General features: G+C 40.5%; 15 protein-coding genes. 9 read left to right on the top strand and 6 right to left on the bottom strand.

What is annotated here, in order from left to right:
- The first annotated feature begins 11 nt into the window (after positions 1-11).
- Together BT797_RS22505 and BT797_RS22500 are read left to right on the top strand one after the other, a co-directional pair.
- Positions 12-347, top strand: a complete 336-nt coding sequence (locus tag BT797_RS22505; RefSeq protein ID WP_244534303.1) for a VOC family protein — start codon at positions 12-14, stop codon at positions 345-347.
- A gap of 423 nt (positions 348-770) precedes the next feature.
- Entirely contained in the window at positions 771-1,343 is a 573-nt protein-coding gene (locus tag BT797_RS22500) for a PEP-CTERM sorting domain-containing protein (protein WP_170860835.1), read from the top strand.
- A 508-nt stretch (positions 1,344-1,851) separates the two neighbouring features.
- On the opposite strand, the gene BT797_RS22495 is transcribed toward BT797_RS22500, so the two are convergent.
- Both BT797_RS22495 and BT797_RS22490 read right to left on the bottom strand, forming a co-directional pair.
- On the bottom strand, positions 1,852-2,892 hold the full coding sequence (locus BT797_RS22495) for a GMP reductase (protein WP_045109518.1): 1,041 nt from the start codon (positions 2,890-2,892) through the stop codon (positions 1,852-1,854).
- A 507-nt stretch (positions 2,893-3,399) separates the two neighbouring features.
- On the bottom strand, positions 3,400-4,404 hold the full coding sequence (locus tag BT797_RS22490; RefSeq protein WP_045109519.1) for an ornithine cyclodeaminase: 1,005 nt from the start codon (positions 4,402-4,404) through the stop codon (positions 3,400-3,402).
- A gap of 254 nt (positions 4,405-4,658) precedes the next feature.
- Here BT797_RS22490 and BT797_RS22485 point away from each other — a divergent pair, with 254 nt between their 5' ends.
- Positions 4,659-5,279, top strand: coding sequence for a TetR family transcriptional regulator C-terminal domain-containing protein (locus BT797_RS22485; RefSeq protein WP_045109520.1), 621 nt, complete (start codon positions 4,659-4,661; stop codon positions 5,277-5,279).
- A 37-nt stretch (positions 5,280-5,316) separates the two neighbouring features.
- Here the strand turns inward: BT797_RS22485 and BT797_RS22480 are convergent, their stop codons facing one another.
- From BT797_RS22480 to BT797_RS22465, 4 genes are all read right to left on the bottom strand, one after another.
- Positions 5,317-6,168 carry a dimethylarginine dimethylaminohydrolase family protein gene (locus BT797_RS22480; RefSeq protein ID WP_045109521.1) on the bottom strand — a complete coding sequence of 284 codons (852 nt, stop codon included), beginning with the start codon at positions 6,166-6,168 and terminating at the stop codon, positions 5,317-5,319.
- Between the two features lie 58 nt (positions 6,169-6,226).
- A complete protein-coding gene (gene ctlX, locus BT797_RS22475) occupies positions 6,227-7,171 on the bottom strand; it encodes a citrulline utilization hydrolase CtlX (protein ID WP_045109522.1) in 945 nt (314 codons plus the stop codon).
- Between the two features lie 395 nt (positions 7,172-7,566).
- Positions 7,567-8,703 (bottom strand): succinyl-diaminopimelate desuccinylase, encoded by a 1,137-nt coding sequence (gene dapE, locus BT797_RS22470; RefSeq protein ID WP_045109523.1) that lies wholly within the window; start codon positions 8,701-8,703, stop codon positions 7,567-7,569.
- A 75-nt stretch (positions 8,704-8,778) separates the two neighbouring features.
- On the bottom strand, positions 8,779-9,129 hold the full coding sequence (locus BT797_RS22465; protein ID WP_075473668.1) for an ArsC family reductase: 351 nt from the start codon (positions 9,127-9,129) through the stop codon (positions 8,779-8,781).
- A 384-nt stretch (positions 9,130-9,513) separates the two neighbouring features.
- On the opposite strand from BT797_RS22465, the gene BT797_RS24475 reads away from it, so the two are divergent.
- From BT797_RS24475 to BT797_RS22440, 6 genes are all read left to right on the top strand, one after another.
- Complete coding sequence (locus BT797_RS24475) at positions 9,514-10,233, top strand: sigma-54-dependent transcriptional regulator (RefSeq protein WP_244534302.1); 720 nt, start codon at positions 9,514-9,516, stop codon at positions 10,231-10,233.
- A complete protein-coding gene (locus BT797_RS24470) occupies positions 10,172-10,864 on the top strand; it encodes a sigma 54-interacting transcriptional regulator (RefSeq protein ID WP_244534301.1) in 693 nt (230 codons plus the stop codon). Before BT797_RS24475 ends, BT797_RS24470 begins: the two co-directional genes overlap by 62 nt.
- A 420-nt stretch (positions 10,865-11,284) precedes the next feature.
- Positions 11,285-12,307, top strand: coding sequence for a TAXI family TRAP transporter solute-binding subunit (locus BT797_RS22455; RefSeq protein ID WP_075473607.1), 1,023 nt, complete (start codon positions 11,285-11,287; stop codon positions 12,305-12,307).
- A 64-nt stretch (positions 12,308-12,371) separates the two neighbouring features.
- On the top strand, positions 12,372-14,498 hold the full coding sequence (locus BT797_RS22450; protein WP_075473606.1) for a TRAP transporter permease: 2,127 nt from the start codon (positions 12,372-12,374) through the stop codon (positions 14,496-14,498).
- A 17-nt stretch (positions 14,499-14,515) separates the two neighbouring features.
- Positions 14,516-15,811 (top strand): L-2-hydroxyglutarate oxidase, encoded by a 1,296-nt coding sequence (gene lhgO / locus BT797_RS22445; protein ID WP_370429927.1) that lies wholly within the window; start codon positions 14,516-14,518, stop codon positions 15,809-15,811.
- A 133-nt stretch (positions 15,812-15,944) separates the two neighbouring features.
- Positions 15,945-16,982, top strand: coding sequence for a phospholipase A (locus tag BT797_RS22440; protein WP_075473667.1), 1,038 nt, complete (start codon positions 15,945-15,947; stop codon positions 16,980-16,982).
- Positions 16,983-16,995: the final 13 nt, after the last annotated feature.

The raw sequence follows: 16,995 nt of genomic DNA, 5'->3' as shown, positions 1-16,995 counted from the left end.
ATCTGGAAGAAATGAAACATTTTTACATGCACTTTTTTAATGCTACAAGTAATGAAAAATACGAAAACCGGACCAAAGGTTTTCGTTCTTATTTTTTGACACTGTCAGGTGGTCCGCGTATCAAGTTGATGCAGATGGATTCGGTTTTAATATCTGCTGCTGATGTATATCCACAGTTCACGGGATTGGCTCATATTGCATTTTCTGTTGGTTCGGAGCTGAAAGTTGATCAAATGGCTGCGACTTTTATCGTCAATGGTTATGAAGTACTGGATGGTCCACGTTGGACTGGTGACGGTTATTATGAATGCGTAGCGCTCGATCCAGAGTGGAATCGAGTTACATAAAGAGTCTAAAAAACGGTCTTGGCTACGTCATGATGAACATTATCACGTAGATTTCAAAGTTTCGTGTAGATGAATACCAATAAATTTCGGCACTTGGACTTGATACAGTTGTCGTATTTTATGCCTACCAATACATACAATAGTACTATTAATTCTACCACCCCCTTCTTGCATGTCAGTATTTTTTACACCTGATAAGCCGATAGCTATATGTCATTTTTAAAATTCACTAAAATTATAAACGCAGCAGTAGGTTGCGGATATTGAAATGATACGTGCTTAAAGTAGTTTGGTGCTGATTTAAATTTCACATCATTCTCAAGTAATATTTTAGGAGATCTGAATATGAAAATTAAAAAGATCGCGAGTTTTTTACGGCGCTCTATTGTTGTCATCAGTTTGTGAGGTATGGCTGCCACTGCTATGGCAACTATCATTGATTTTGAAGATGTTGCTGTTACTCATAATACACACTTAATTGTTAATAGTTTTATAGCCAATGATTTCGTACTTTCCAGAGATGGAAATGGGCATATTGATCTTGGTAATGATGAGGTATTGTATACAAACAACGGCACACAAGTTGCTTTTGTGCATAATGGATCTTTTACCATCAATGTGGATTCTATTTCTGGCGACACGTTTGAGATTTCCGAGTTTGACGGTGCGGAGTTTTGGAGAGACGGAAAGGTAAATGCGAGCGCAATAACGCTCACTGGTGTTACAGACCTAGGGATTAATGTCTCAGAAAATTTTGTGTTGGACGGTATTTTTGATGGTCGTAACGGTGTTGATGACTTTGAGCTATTTACAGTCTCTAATGCCTTTCAAAATTTGGTTCATGCTGAATTTTCTGGCGGTGGAGCAGCCTTCTCTATTGATAACATCATCGGTTATACCGCAAGCGAAGTCCCTGAGCCATCTATCTTGTTTCTTTTAGGTGTTGGCATCGCATTTTTTGTTGCAGGGCGTAGAAAAATAGGCATAACGGATTAACTGATTTTTATTTATTTCAGTTGAATTAAGTTCTGGTTATGCTTCTTACATACAATCAGCGCCAAATTATCGATACTATCTATAGTATATGTCACAATTATCTGGGATAGGGTCTTCTTTACCCTGATTAGTCTCAAGAACAGCAAGCATGGAATTATTTCTGTGCTCTGATGGACACCAATATTCAGCATATTTATCAGGTTTTGATGGGTCGTATTCATGGTAAGAACATGATGCTAGTAAAGTAGTTAATAGGGATATAAATACGTATTTTTGTATACGGACCATTAAAGCTTAACCTAAATAAAGTCATAATTCATGATGATACGTCTGCGTTGTGATCGTGTAAATAATTGAAACGTAAGAGTATGTAATATTTAGCGCTGTTTAATCTATTCAACCATCCATAAACGCAAAAAGACGAGCACAATAATGGACATGCCCATATCAATGCTCGCCTTTGTTAGCTTAAATATGTAGTTCTAGACCTACATATTTAATAACTAATTTATTCTTTACCGAATACGTTATTTTCTTGCTCAAGTACGCGGATAAAGGTAGTACGTTTGCTTAGCTCTTTTAATGACGCTGCGCCAACGTAAGTACAAGTAGAACGAACGCCACCTAGGATATCGAAAATAGTATTTTCGATAGGACCACGGTAAGGTACTTCTACAGTTTTGCCTTCTGAAGCACGGTATTTAGCAACACCACCTGCGTGTTTGTTCATCGCAGTGGTAGAGCTCATGCCATAGAATTTCTTCGTTTTCTTGCCATCAACTTCGCACAGCTCGCCGCCACTTTCGTCGTGACCAGCTAACATACCACCCAACATGACGAAGTCCGCACCGCCGCCGAATGCTTTAGCAACATCACCAGCACAAGAACAACCACCGTCACCAACAACCATGCCACCAAGACCATGTGCAGCATCTGCACATTCGATGATTGCAGACAGTTGTGGGTAACCAACACCTGTTTTAACACGTGTTGTACATACTGAACCTGGGCCGATACCAACTTTGATGATATCTGCGCCAGACAGAATAAGCTCTTCTGTGATTTCACCAGTAACTACGTTACCAGCCATAATCGTTTTAGAAGGGTATGCTTCACGTACTTTACGTACGAAATCAATGAAAAATTCTGAGTAACCATTAGCCACATCGATACAGATAAACTGTAAACGCTCATCTAATGCTAGAACTTGTTGAAGTTTTTCGAAATCTGACTCTGATGTACCAGTAGATACAAAGATATGGTCAAAGATTTCTGGGTTTGCTTCTAGGAACTCTTTCCATTGGGCAACAGTATAATGCTTATGTACAGCTGTTAGCATTTTGTGTGCAGCAAGTTCTTTTGCCGCTTCAAATGTACCTACAGTATCCATGTTTGCAGCAATAACCGGTACACCTGTCCAAGTGTACTTGCTGTTAGGGAAAGTGAATGTACGCTCTAAGCTTACTTGTGAACGACTCTTTAGAGTTGAACGTTTTGGGCGGAAAAGTACATCTTTAAAACCTAGCTTCAATTCTTGTTCTATACGCATGACATCTATCTTCTGTTTGTTTGCACAGGCTCTTATTCTTGCGCTGCAATATATTGCGGGCGCAAGGAAAACCCTAAATGAATGGGTTCATGGATGGTACTGTGCAAAAAATTATAAGGATTTTAGTTTAAGCGGTACAAGCGAATCGTGTGTGCGGGTAAGCCGCGTTTATCCAACGCGCTTATACGGGTAGATACTAGTCCAAGGCTTGTTATCTTGTAAAGGCTTTATTTTGGGCTAAAAAGGCGGATATATTAATTTACTGACCTGAAAGTCAGTATTTATGCGGGTCTAGACGGTGTTTAACTTTTTTAAAATGATGAAAATAATTTTTAAGTGAATAGAGCCATATTTTAAACAGGAGAATCTAATCGCTGGTTAAACAAAAAAGACCAAAACCCCAACGGTATTATAGTGCTTACCGTGAGTGTTTTGGCCAAAGGCTTATTCATTTTAACAACTGCTCACTAGCCGCGACAGACTAGAGAACTGTTTTTTATATAGCGTTTATAGTAACGAGAATAAGTTTTTCACATCATCCAGTTCAGGGATTAATTCCATTTCGCTACCGATGTTATGTTGCTTAGCGAGTTTGTAGATCAAACGTAGTACTGAGTAATCTTCAAGTGCAAAACCTACTGAGTCATACAAGATAGTGCCGTCTGTAGCAACGTTTAGCGTTTTCTCGCCTTTCACAATTTCGTGTAGTTCAGTACAGGTAAAGTCAGGACCCAGTTGTTGGATCTCACCTTCAATGCGTGACTGTGGTAGGTATTCAACAACAATCGTTGCGCTTTCTACTAACTCTTTTTCGATTTCTGTTTTACCAGGACAATCACCGCCAAGACCGTTAATGAATACGTCTTTGCTGATCATGTCTTTGGTTAATACCGTTTGGTATTTCTTATCTGCTGTACATGTCGTAATTAAATCTGCACCTTGCACCGCTTCTCTTGCGTCTTTACATGGTGTTAGGCGAATGTCGAAACGCGCCATGTTCTGTTCAAACTTACGCATTGCTGCAGGATCGGTATCAAAGTAACGCACTTCTTTTAAATCAAAGATGAACGAGTACGCTAAGAACTGGAATTCACTCTGTGCGCCAGTACCGATTAACGCTAATACTTCTGAGTCTTTTTTTGCTAGATGCTTGGCAGCCATTGCTGATGTTGCAGCCGTTCTGAAACCAGTAAGCAGAGTCATTTCAGAGAACATAAGCGGTTCGCCAGTCTCAGTTAACGATAGCTGGCCTGTCGCCATTACTGTCATCTTATTTTGTGCTGGGTTTTTTGGGTGGCCATTTACGTATTTAAACGAGTACATTTCAGCATTAGAAATTGGCATTAATTCAATAACACCATCGTCAACATGGTTAGCAACACGTGGACATTTATCAAAGTCGTGCCAATTTTTATAATCTTCAGTTAATGTATCATTAAGCTGTGCAAAAAAGTCTTGATAGCCAACTTTTGCAATTACCGCTTTAATATCTTTTATCTCTAAAACAATCATGGTGATCCTTGTTAAATTCCGTCTAAGGTAAAAGAGAAAAATCGAATTTTTCCATTACATTCATGATTACAATAATCAATGAGTGGTTTATCTAATACGTTTATAATGAGATACACATCAGTTATGTGCATCGGGTTAAGTGCTATTTTTATTCGGTTTAGCTTAATAAATTGCCAGCATCACGCCCTAGGGGTATGATTAATTTTCGTCGAATAGACTCACCTTATACTTAAATACGGATTAAATACCTGCCTATGCCAGCGAAAGGAACGAAAGGTAAAAATCGTAAACAAGAGTTAATCAATGCCACACTTGATTGCATTGCTAACGAAGGTTTACAAAAAACGACAGTACGTAATGTGGCTGAATATGCGAACGTGACCAACGGTCTTATCCGTTTTTACTTTTCCGGTAAAGACGAACTGATCCGCGCGGCCTATTCCGCATTACTCGAGATTATGTACGTCAATTCTCGTGTCGAAATAAACGACCTAGAAGTGTGTGCAAAAACCCGGTTACAGCATTTTATTCAAGCGACTCTATCAGAGCCTATCGTGTCACCACGTACCGTATTGTTATGGGCCAACTTCTTGCCGATGACGTACATCGACCCTGAAATGGCTGCCATTCGTACTAATGAATATGCTAAAACAACTAAAATTTTAGAACCATTAATTCGTGCTGCATTAGCCACCGAAGACATTTCAGTTGATCATCATGAATGTGAAGTACTTGCCATAAAAATCAATGCATTAATTGATGGATTATGGTTAGAAGGCAGCATGGCCTCGTACAAATTCAAAGATAATGAACTGGTCAATATCGGTATCGACAGTGCGTCTGCGATCTTGTCTATTTCGTTAGAAAAAGTTTAACGCTGATCTTATAGAATACACACTGCCGTATTAATTTTTAGTGACGTTCTAATGGGAACGTCATGCAGTGTGGACCACCGCCAGTTTTTAAAATCTCGGTAGAGTGCAGTTCAAATACAGTGAAACCACGTTCGCGTAATTGCGCGTTTACAGCTGTATTTGCACTTAACGAGATAATGCGTTTGTTACCCAATGCTTGTAGATTACAGAAGTGCTTAAACACCCCTTCTTCTTCAATTTTAATCAGGTCGTAGCCCGTTTCATTAAGGTAATCTTTGAACTCTTGTGGTAAACCGTCGTAATAAGTCACGGCCGTCTTTTCACCGACAATATTAAAGATCATGTCGAGATGTAGGTATTCTGGTTTCGAGTTAACCGCAATAATCGTATAACCTAATGGTTCAAGCTGTTCACGAATGCTTTGGATACCTTTTTCATCAGAACGCTGTAACGTACCAATGGCTAAGGTTTTTTCATCCAGCTGCCAGAAGTCACCGCCTTCTAATACGCCTTCATGACAAGTGGCAATGATTGGTACACCAAGCTCGGCGAGTTTTTCTGCATACAGCAGGCTTTCTGCGTGGCGAATTTCTTCTTTGAAACGGCCAAGTACATAACCTTCTTTGATATTGAAACCAAAGTCACGGGCAAATACTTGACTCGACAAGTTTTCAGTTGGCGTAAGTACTTCGACATTAATGCCATTTTGCTCGTAGATATCAATCAACTGTTGGTGTTCGCTTAAGCATTTTTGTTGATCAATCTGTTCGCCTTTCTCTAACCAATCTTCAGCAATTTTGTTGATTGGTGAAAGATTAAGGTAAGTGGGAGAGCAAAGTAATACTTGCTTCAATTCACCTGTCGCTGATTTTACATAACTGGTTTCCATAACCTTTTCCTTTTCCATAAGCCATATCTTCTATATTTTGTTACTGCTAAATGTGTTTTTACGTTCGTGGGCTTAAGTGGATCCCTGCGATCATGCAGCGAATCGAGCCACCTGCTAACTCAATAGTTGGCACGCTAAAACTGAGTATTTTTGAATGTTGTTCTATGCGTGCAATTTGCTCGGTTGTTAAAGCATCTCTCGCACGTTGTGACATAACCAAGTGGCTGCTGCCATTGCCTGTGAGTTCGATAGCGTTACCAGCAAAGTTATCAATTTGGTCGAAGCTCAGTTCAATCACTTCAATGCCTGATTCTTCTAAACGCTGCCTAACTGCTGCGCGACGTGCTTCATTTGGGATCATGTCTAAACAAATAAGTGCGTATTTAGACGCTACACACATCATCACATTGGTATGATAAATCGCTGTGCCTGTAGCATCAGCCGTTTCAAACGCCATTGGTTCGTATTGGAATGTGGTACAGAAGCGTTCAAGGATCACTTCGCTAGAACGGTTTGATTTAGCGGTGTAGGCGATGCGGTTAACGTTATCCAGTACCATCGCGCCAGTGCCTTCAAGAAACAGGTTATCCCACTCTAAGCCAGAGAAGTCGATAACATCTTGCACACGATAATTGGCTTTTAACATTTCAATAATGTCACTGCGGCGTTCACGTCGGCGGTTTTGTGAAAACATTGGATACAGCGCAACATGGCCACCACTGTGGGTCGAAAACCAGTTATTCGGGAATACTGAATCTGGGGTTTCTTTTTCCCCAAAATCATCAAATACATGGACGTTGATGCCGTTTTCGTTTAATCCTGCGACGACGATATCAAATTCATTTTTTGCTTGTAGTGATATACCAGTACGATCTAACTCAAGCGAGTCTTGTTCATCGAGGCCGGTTTTTTGAAATGCATTATCAACTGCGGTTTCTGGATTCGAGAAAAATTTCCACGGTCGAACCATTACAACTGAATTTGGCGCTTGGATTAAAGCCATACAACTTCCTTTTATTAAAACAATATCATTAACAAATTATTTATTCTGCAAAACTATGCAACTGCATAAACAATATGCCAGAGATTGATTAAAGTCAATTAACGGAAAGTATGAGAACACCATTTTAAGACACTAAAAAATGCCTCTATGGGTATCTAAAATATGTTAATCCATTGTAAATAATGAGTTTTACGGTTTGTTGATGAATTATAAGATTTGTTATGGAATGTGATGGGGTTATCGGTTTTTTATATGGTTACTAGCGGATGATATGAGGGTATTTAGGTGATAATTGGGTAGAATACAGGTTATTACGTCATGAGAAATTCATATTGGCGGAATAAATGATGGCTTGTCAGGGTGGTAACAAGCCATCATTCTGCTAGCGTTAAGCGTTATTGTGCTAGTAGCTTAACCAGCGTTTGCTCGTATATTTCTGCTAATTGCTCAATATCTGTAATCTTCACACATTCATTCACTTTGTGAATAGTTGCGTTTACAGGACCTAATTCGACCACTTGAGCACCCGTTGGAGCGATGAAACGACCATCAGATGTACCACCTGAGGTAGATAGCTCTGATGCATAACCACATACATCCTCGATTGAATCAGTAATCGCATTTAGCAAGTTTCCAGGTTCTGTTAAGAAAGGCCGGCCACTGTGGATCCAGCTGATTTCGTAATTTAAATCGTGTTTTTCGAAAATGCCTTCAATGCGGTATTTGATTAGATCGGCAGTCAACTCGGTAGAATAACGCAGGTTAAACTGACAAGTTGCTTCACCCGGTACTATGTTACTTGCGCCTGCACCACTACGGATGTCGGTGATTTGTAACGTTGTGGCAGGGAAGTAGTCATTACCTCTGTCCCAAACCACTTGACTTAGCTCAGACAATGCTGGTGCGAGTTTGTGAATTGGATTCTCTGCAAGGTGTGGGTAAGCCACGTGACCTTGAATACCTTTCACGACGATGTCACCGGTTAAAGAACCGCGACGACCATTTTTAACAATATCACCAACTTTGCTGGTGCTTGATGGTTCGCCCACAATACACCAGTCAATTTTTTCGTTACGCGCTTCTAAAGTATCAATCACACGCGTTGTGCCATTGATGAACGGGCCTTCTTCATCACTGGTGATCAATAATGCAATTGAACCTTGGTGATCAGGGTGTTCGTTCACGAAGTTTTCGACAGCGACTAAGAATGATGCGATAGAACCTTTCATGTCTGCTGCGCCACGACCGTGTAAATAGCCATCAATAATAGTGGGTACGAACGGGTCGGTATCCCAATCTTCGATTTTACCTACTGGTACAACGTCGGTATGACCGGCGAAGCAAAATACCGGGGCAGTGGTACCGCGACGAGCCCAAAGGTTAGTCGTGTCTTCAAATACCATGGTTTCGATAGTGAATCCGAGATTTTCAAGGCGTTCGATGATCATTTGCTGACAACCGGCATCTTCGGGCGTCACTGATTTACGACTAAGTAGATCTTTGGCAAGTTGTAATACTAAACTGTCTGACATGAGTAATTCCTTTTTACAGCATATTTTGAGCACTGGGTTACTTTAGTCGCCAGTGCTGCAAGTACTTTTTATATATTATTTAGCGAATAGTGCAGCGTAAGTATCGGCTTTAAAGCCTAATGTAAGTTGACCATCTACCTCGAGAATTGGACGTTTGATCATCGCTGGCTGTTCAATTAACAATTCGATCGCAGTGGCTTCTGTTAGCCCTGCTTTTTGTTCATCGGTTAATTTGCGGTAAGTGGTGCCACGTTTATTCAGCACTTGTTCCCAACCCAGTGTCTCGCACCAGTTGATCAGTTGTGCTTTATCTAAACCGTTAACGCGGTGATCGTGAAATGTGAATTCCAGTTCGTTTGCTTCTAACCATTTCTTGGCTTTTTTAATGGTGTCGCAGTTTTTAATTCCGTACATCACAGTCGTCATTTCAATTCCTATTTTCGTGGTTTTTTCTTTAAACATTATATCGCCCAGTATATACCTAAGTTACTTCAAGATGCTATATCACAGACGAGCAGGAATATTAGAATAAGGCGAAATATATAGATAATGGTTATTCCATTTTCAAATATTGCCACGCTGTACTATTATTTCTGCTCGCCTCCCGTAGGGGAAATCGAATGAAGGTAGGTCCAAACGAAACCAAATGATAAAACATGATTCGAATTAATGACTGAATAAAGGTTAACTGACAGTTCTAGGGCTTGTGGCTCTTTTATGTCCGCAATTTGCGAGCTAGCTCCTTTTCAATCGACACTGTTTTTCTTACCCTGTCTGTATTATTTATTTATACAAGGACGTAGATTAGTGATGTCACAACAATCAGTTATTCAAGTCGCTTTAATTGAAGATGATGAGATTGTTCGTTTGGCTATTAGTCAACGACTACAGCTAGCTGGCCATGATGTTATCGAATGTGCAGATGGTGAGTCGGCATTAAGCCTCATTCCAACAACCTTCCCTGGTATCGTTATTTCTGATGTGCGTTTACCTGATATTTCTGGCTTAGCGCTGTTACCGAAATTATTGGCTAACAACCCTGAAATGCCGATTATTTTGATGACGGGTCATGGCGATATCAATATGGCTGTGAATGCATTGCGTGATGGTGCCTTTGATTTCTTGGAAAAGCCTTTCGATCCCGATAAATTAATTGAAACTGTCGGTTGTGCAATTGAAAAACGCCAATTACAACTTGGTGCGAATAAGCGTGAGGAATACTTACAGCAGGCACAAGGTTTAGATCAGATCCTGATTGGATCTAGTCCGGGGATGGTTGAGTTACGCCAACAACTGGTTAAGGTTGCCAAGATAGATACCAACGTCATTATCTACGGTGATACCGGTTGTGGTAAAGAGCTGGTCGCCGATTGCTTACATAAAGTGAGCACACGCTCGAAAGGAGACTTTGTTGCTTTAAATTGTGCAGCTATTCCTGAAGCATTATTTGAAAGTGAGCTATTCGGTCATGAAGCGGGTGCCTTTACAGGGGCAATCAAAAAGCGAGTGGGTAAGCATAGAATATGCTGATAAAGGTACGCTATTCTTAGATGAAGTAGAAAGTATGCCTATTAACATGCAAATCAAGATGCTACGTATTTTACAAGAACAGCTAATAGAGCGTGTCGGTGGAAATAAATCGATTGCGATTGATATACGTGTGATTGCAGCGGCAAAAGAAAGCTTGAAAGATAATCAAGCATTTCGCCAAGATCTTTTCTATCGCTTGAAGGTTGCCCAGTTATATTTACCCCCATTGCGTGAACGTGGTGAGGATATCTTGTTACTATTTGAGCACTACATTAATTTGGCCAACATCAATGCAAAACCATTATCTGGTATGGATGAAAAAACCTTATTGGCGTATGGGTGGCCTGGAAATGTACGTGAACTGATTAACGTAGCGACCCGTTTCGCGTTAGATGAGTCGTCAACCGTGGCTGATATTTTAGTGACTAAACCGCTTTCAACGATTGATACGAGAACTAGCGAGTTGTCACTCGCAATGCAAACTCAAAATTTTGAGAGGAAGGTTATTGCTGAAGCATTGAGGTTACATAAAGGCAGCATCATCGAGGTAATGGATATACTTGATTTACCACGTCGTACTTTAAATCAGAAAATGCAAAAGTATGACCTGCATCGAGCGGATTATATTTAATCAAAGTGGCAATATCTTGCTTATTGCCATTTATTTATCCTACCTATCTCATTTCATATGACTTATTACGGCTTTTCCATTACCTCTTTAGTATGTGTTTTTACCTGTTTATATTATATTTTAAACTCGTATTATAAATGGGATATGTTTTTATATTGTTAACGTGATATTTATCTCCTTACAGTGGCTATGCGCTGTTTCTTGCTTATTCAAAATCGCTATATAGGCATGATCTTGCTTATTTACCGTCTAATTTAATGTTTTAATTATAGTTAACAAAGGCTTAACTTTATGGCACTGTTGTTGCTATATGTCATGTATAACGGAAATGATGAGATTACGTTGTGCTGAAAATTATATGCAATGCAATTTATGGTAATAACACTATTTATGATAACAATATAGCAACAAGGAATGACCATGTTTAAAGGAATGTTAAAAAAATCATTATTAGTAAGTAGCGTACTACTTAGTTTGGCTACAACCTCTGCAATAGCAGAAGAGAAGCGCAGTTATATTTTAGCAACTGCATCGACGGGTGGCACTTATTATCCAGTGGGTGTTGCACTCGCTACGTTGAGCAAGATTAAACTTGAGCCTAAATACGGCTTCTCATTAGCAGCTATTAGCTCTGCGGGTTCGGGTGAAAACATAAAATGGCTGAGTGATGATGAAGCGCAATTTGCCATTCTACAAGGTTTGTATGGTGCATGGGCTTGGCAGGGGGAAGGGCAATTCAAACAAACAGGTTCACAAAAAGACTTACGCTCAGTCAGCATGCTATGGCAAAACGTGGAACATTTTGTTGTGCGTAGCGCGTTAGTTGAAACGGGTACAATGAGTGATCTTCGAAATTTAAAAGGTAAAAAATTCTCAATTGGTAAGAAAAATTCGGGTACTGAGCACTCGGGCCGTCAGATCATGAGTGGCGTTAAGGTAGATGTAAATAGCTTTAACCTTGCGTATTTAGGCTATAGCTCAAGCACCGATGCCATGCAAAATGGTGCGATTGATGGCATGAATATTCCAGCGGGTATGCCAGTAGGTGCGATTACGCGTGCATTTGCTGCGATGGGTGATGATATCTCATTATTGCAATTTACTGACGAACAAATTAAACAAGCAAACAGCGAGTATCCGCTGTGGACTAAATTTACGATCCCTGCAAATACTTACCCAAGTCAAAGCAAAGCCGTGACGACGATTGCTCAGCCTAATTTCTTAGCAGTACGTGATGATGTATCTGAAGAAGATGTGTATCTATTAACCAAAAATATCTATGAAAACCTACCTTTCTTAAATAGTATCCACAAAGCAACGAAAGCGATGGCTGTCGAAAAAGCGATTAAAGGCTTGCCAGTACCGTTACATCCTGGTGCTGTGCGTTATTACCAAGAAATCGGTTTAACAATTCCTGCTGAATTGCTACCAACGGCACTGTAACAAACAACATTAAATATTGATAAGGACTGCTGTCGTGATGGCAGCAGTCAACAAGGAGTTTGTTATGGACAAGCAGGTCGAAGAAAAATTAGAACAATTTGAGTCAGTTACCCGCACTGATTTTCCCTGGGTAACCGCGTTTATATCAGGTTGTGGTGTTGTGTTGTCGATATTACACATCTGGTTTAATACGTTTGCAACGATCCCTGAATTATGGGCTTCAGCGACTCACTTTGCTGGGTTTTCCGTTATTTGTGCACTTTGGTATCCAGCACATAAAAGTCTAAAAAGCAGTAAGTTGGCACTCGGTGTTGATATCATTATTGCGCTTGCGGCACTTGCTTGTTTAGCATATATCCCCTTTGCTGAGGATGCGTTGTATGCACGTGGCGTGCGCTTTGTTACCAGTGATTGGGTATTTTCAATCATGGCTATTATCATTGTATTGGAATTGATCCGCCGTACTATTGGTTGGTTTATTCCAATGCTAATTATGATTTCATTGACCTATGTGGTGTGGTGGGGTCAGTTAGTACCAGGTATGTTTCATTTTCCTGGTTTAAGTGTCGAAACATTATTGTATCGTAGCTTTTATAGCTCAGAGGGTATGTTTGGAGCAATCTCGCGTATCAGCTGGAGCTTTGTATTCATGTTCATTTTGTTTGGTGCTTTTTTAGTGCGTTCGGGTGTGGGTGATTATATTATTAACCTTTCTCGTGCGGCGGCAAACAAGGTGATTGGTGGACCAGGTTTTATTGCCGTATTGGCCTCTGGACTAATGGGATCTGTATCTGGATCAAGTGTGGCGAATACGGTCTCGACAGGTGTTATTACCATACCACTTATGCGTAAAGCTGGTTTCCCTGCTCGATTTGCTGCTGGTGTTGAAGCCGCTGCATCAACGGGTGGGCAAATCATGCCGCCAGTGATGGGTGCGGGGGCGTTTATTATGGCCTCTTATACGCAAGTACCTTATGTAAATATTATCGCGGTATCGGTTGTACCTGCGTTAATCTATTTTCTTTCTGTTGCATTTTTTGTCCGAATCGAAGCGAAGCGCAGCAACATCCAACAAGTCACCGCCTCTGATGATTCATTCTCAAAAGTGTTTTTAGCGGGTTGGTATAACTTAATTCCACTCGGTGTATTGGTTTTTTTATTAGTCTCTGGGTTTACGCCAATTTATTCTGCGGGTTTATCCATTATTTCAGTGGTTGTTGCATCTTGGTTTTCACCACACAAAATGGGGGTTAAAGCGGTATTCGAAGCCTTAGAACAAGGTGCCCGTAATATGGCGACGACAGCGGTATTGCTGGTCGGAATAGGCCTTGTTGTTAATGTGATTAGTACGACTGGTGTTGGGAATACCTTTTCGCTAATGATTAACGAATGGGCGGGAGGTAGTTTGATGCTGATGCTAGCCTTGATCGCACTGGCGTCACTCATCCTCGGTATGGGTCTACCAGTGACAGCGGCTTATATTGTCTTAGGGACACTATCGGCACCAGCCCTCTATACGTTATTAGCAGAAAGCCAATTAATTCAAATGTTAATGGATGGGCAACTACCAGCACAAGCGCAAGGTATATTCATGCTAGCAGCACCTGAGCAAATGGGGGTATTAACGCAGCCAATGTCACAGGTTCAAGCCGAAACCTTATTAAGCTTAGTACCGGTTGATTTTATGGGGACTTTGTTAGAGCAAGGATTAGGGCCAGAAAAAGTGGCGTTAGCCTTGTTATCTGCTCACTTAATTATCTTCTGGTTATCGCAAGACAGTAACGTCACGCCGCCTGTTTGTTTAACTGCATTTGCAGCGGCGACAATTGCAGGTACACCGCCAATGCGTACAGGTTTAACAGCATGGAAGATCGCGAAGGGACTTTATCTAGTGCCGATTTTGATGGCTTATACCTCACTCGTGAGTTGGGATGTGATGACGGTTATCACAGTAGGTTTTTTTGCCATCATAGGTACTTATGCCTTTATAGCTGGTATCGAAGGTTATTTAGAAAGTGAACTGAATATTTTTTTACGTGGTTTGTCATTATTACTGGGCTTAGCAATGACATGGCCTTATTTACCGTTAGTCGTGAGAATTGTTGCAATGCTGACTTTTGTTGGTTTGTTTATTTACACTAATTGCCGTTATAAACCTGTGGTGACGACACCTGCAGTAGCAGCTTATTAAGGTCAAGGATAATGAAAATGAAGAGTTCTGATAAAAGTAGCTCTGAAACTAATAGCGCTGATTATTGCGTTTATGATTATATTATTATCGGCGGCGGTATTGTCGGCGTATCAACTGCGTGGCAATTGCAGCAGCGAGAGCCTGACAAACGAATATTATTGATCGAAAAAGAAGGTAAATTATCACAACATCAAACGGGACATAATAGCGGTGTGATCCATGCTGGGGTTTATTATGAACCGGGGAGTATGAAAGCTAATTTTTGTAAGGCGGGTGTAGCTGCGACTAAAGCGTTTTGTGATAAGCATGATATTCCGGTTGAAAACTGCGGAAAACTATTGGTTGCCACCAATGTATTAGAGTTACAACGCATGGAAGCGCTTTATAAACGCTGCCGTGATAATGGCATTGACGTTGAATTATTAGATGCCGCGGGACTCGCTGAAAAAGAGCCTAATATTACTGGGTTAGGCGCTATCTTTGTTTCTTCAACCAGTATCGTTAATTACCGCTTAGTGACGGAGAAAATGGCGGAAGAGTTCTGTGTGCTCGGTGGGTATATTGCGATGGATACGGAGGTGACTCACTTAATTGAAAAAAGTGATCACATTGACGTACAGTGTCACCAAAAAATTGCATTGGGGAGCTCACTCAAGAACCGTGATTATGTCGCCAAATTTTTAATTACCTGTTCTGGCTTAATAGCAGATAGGGTGACTAAGATGCTGAATATTGATACCGAATTTCAAATCATTCCATATCGGGGCGAATACTATCGTTTGCAGTCTCAGCATAACAATATTGTGAATCATTTGATTTACCCTATTCCTGATCCTGAGTTGCCATTTTTGGGGGTTCATTTGACTCGCATGATTGATGGTTCGGTGACGGTAGGTCCGAATGCGGTACAAGGATGGAAGCGAGAAGGTTATGGTAAAGTAAATATAGATTTACGTGATATTTGTGACATGATTATGTTTCCTGGATTTTGGCGAGTGAGTGCAAAAAATTTAAAAACAGGGTTAATTGAAACCAAAAATTCGTGGTGGAAGCCGGGTTACTTAAAACTCGTCAATAAGTACTGCCCGATATTGAAGGTGAAGGATCTAGAAGACTATCCTGCGGGTATTCGTGCACAAGCGGTATTGAAAGATGGCAGCCTAGTGCATGACTTCTTATTCGCAGAAAGTCCACGTAGCTTACACGTTTGTAATGCACCATCGCCTGCAGCAACTTCTGCGATCCCAATTGGTGATTATATTTGTAATAAAGTACGTGATAAGACCCTAACGCTGGTATCAGACGCAAACTAAACGAGGCAGATAAAGCACCGTCGCCTTTATGTAGAGGTTTAATCGCTGCTTGAGTGATTCTAATAAGGGCGATATCTTATGTGTATTATTAAGTATATTATATGCTTTAACTGGATATTCGCACTCATCAGAAATGGAATCAATTTTGCAACGATTAAACTATAAAAACCTCTGTTTAATATCTCTCATTTTTTCTTTTAGTTATCAAGCTCAAGCTGTAACAGAAAGTGAGTGTATTGAAAAGCAAGTCGCCAATAGTGCTGCAGAAGTTACATTAGGAGAGATAAGGGCGATATGCAAAGCGCAAAGCAGCCTTGAAGAAGACGGTTCGGTTATTATCCGCGGTAAAAAAGTGAAAGCAGGGGTACTGACAAAACGAATTATTGAAGAGCGCCAAACTGACTCATCTGAATTTGTACTCACACCACACCGAATGAACTATATTCTACCTGTTTATAGTACGAATCAAATTAACCCAGAAGCCTATCGTAATCTAAATGCCCTTGACGATGGTTATAAAAAAGTCGAAGCTAAATTTCAACTAAGCCTGAAACTGCCGTTAAGTTACAGTTCTTTATTCGTTGACGGTGATCGCATCTATGCTGGTTTTACCCTCGAGGCTTGGTGGCAAGTTTATGCCAATGAAATTTCTAGTCCCTTCAGGGAAACGAATTATAGACCTGAAATATTTTATGCTGCGCCATTAGATTGGCATCCTAATGATGCAAATACGGCAGTCATGGTCGGATTTGAGCATCAATCTAATGGCCGTGCTGGAATATCGTCTCGTTCATGGAATCGTATTTATACCGAGTTTATTTATGAGCAGGGTAATTTAGTGTGGAGTATTAGGCCTTGGTACCGTTTACCTGAAGATGCTAAAACAGATCCATCTAGCCCTAATGGAGATGATAACCCAGATATTACCGACTATATGGGGCATGTTGAGTACGGTATCGGTTATGCCTTTGGAAAATATGAATTGAGTGCTGAAATGCGCCAGAATTTTTCAACCAGTAAAGGCTCTGTAAAGCTAAACTTAACAACACCTTTATATGGCAAACTGAAAGGTTATTTCACTGTATTTAATGGGTATGGTGAAAGCCTGATTGATTATAATCACAGTCAGACTCGTTTCGGTATCGGGGTCGCGCTTAATAATATGTTTTAAGGGGAATCCCTGC

This window comes from Moritella viscosa (genome assembly GCF_900120065.1).
Taxonomy (GTDB): Bacteria; Pseudomonadota; Gammaproteobacteria; order Enterobacterales; family Moritellaceae; genus Moritella; species Moritella viscosa.
Note: the sequence above shows the minus strand (reverse complement) of the source record. Positions and strands in the feature narration are given on the sequence as shown.